Source organism: Ottowia flava, from assembly GCF_008017535.1.
Lineage (GTDB): Bacteria > Pseudomonadota > Gammaproteobacteria > Burkholderiales > Burkholderiaceae_C > Ottowia > Ottowia flava.
Genome location: NZ_VRUA01000049.1, coordinates 1 through 1,164 on the forward strand (window position 1 = coordinate 1; position 1,164 = coordinate 1,164).

At 64.4% G+C, this 1,164-nt stretch carries 2 protein-coding genes; one reads left to right on the forward strand and one right to left on the reverse strand.

The window, feature by feature from the left end:
• Positions 1-670, forward strand: a 670-nt coding sequence (locus FVQ98_RS19505; protein WP_147915118.1) for a transposase, incomplete at its 5' end; no start/stop codon positions are given.
• Between the two features lie 133 nt (positions 671-803).
• Here FVQ98_RS19505 and FVQ98_RS19510 read toward each other — a convergent pair.
• Positions 804-1,164 (reverse strand): hypothetical protein (locus tag FVQ98_RS19510; protein ID WP_222707635.1); only part of this gene is annotated, 361 nt, incomplete at its 5' end.

Below are 1,164 nucleotides of genomic sequence, written 5' to 3' on the forward strand. Positions count from 1 at the left end.
GTCGGGCGAACACTTCAGCGTGGACGGCACGCTAATCCAAGCCTGGGCCAGCCACAAGAGCATGCGGCGCAAGGACGGCTCGCACGATGGCCGTCCGCCAGAGGACTGGCGTGGCGAGCCGCGCAGCAACGCCACGCACGAATCCAAGAGTGACCCCCAGTCGCGGCTGTACCGCAAGAGCAACGCAGCACCTGCGCTGCCCAGCTACCTGGGCCACGTACTGACGGACAACCGCCACGGCCTGATGGTCAACGTGCAAGCCAGCACTTCGGGCGGCACGGCCGAGCGCGACGTGGCTGCACAGATGCTGGCCGACGTGGCAGGTCCCGGCAAGCGCGTGACGGTCGGGGCCGACAAGGCTTACGACACCCGAGGATTCGTCAAGGCGTGCCGCGACATCCACGTCACGCCGCACGTGGCGCAGAACACCAAGCGCGTGGGAGGCAGCGCCATCGACGCACGCACCACGCGGCATACGGGCTACGAGGTCAGTCAGCGCAAGAGAAAGCGCATTGAGCAGTGCTTTGGCTGGGGCAAGGTGATCGGGCCGATGCGCCAAGTCATGGTCCAAGGCTTGGCCAAGGTCGATCAGTTGATGACGCTAACCATGGCGGCCTACAACCTGACGCGCTTGCGCACCTTGGCACAGGTGCGTCCGCAATGCGCCTGAGAAGCGACGAATGCACCGAAGTCACCCTGTTGGGGCTCCTGAAAGACCGGGTTTGGGACTGTCCGACGGAGCGCGGACCAATTCTCGGGCCACATAACCACAAAGAACCGATCTCCAAGGCCCGCAGGCAAGGTCATCGGCGGTATTTCAACGGCCTGCTAGCACTGGCCCCACCCCCGCCAGCGGCATTGGCCGTCACGGTCACGTCTTTCAACGTCAATTGGCCGGCATTGAAGATGCCCGCGCCGGAGGCGAATTCTCCGCTCTGTCCATCGCCCCCTCCATTGCCCGTCACTGCGCCTCCGGTGATCGTCAGCCCTTCCAGGCGCACAGCGGTGCCGGTGGCCACGGTCAACACGCGGCTTTGGTAGCCGGCGGTGATCGTCACGCCCGGACCTTGAATCGTGAGCGGGGTGCCGATCCCTAGCTGTCGTTTCCCAAGAGGTTGTTCACCCGAGGTGAAGCAAGATGGAGTTCTCAAGCCAAACCAGCTG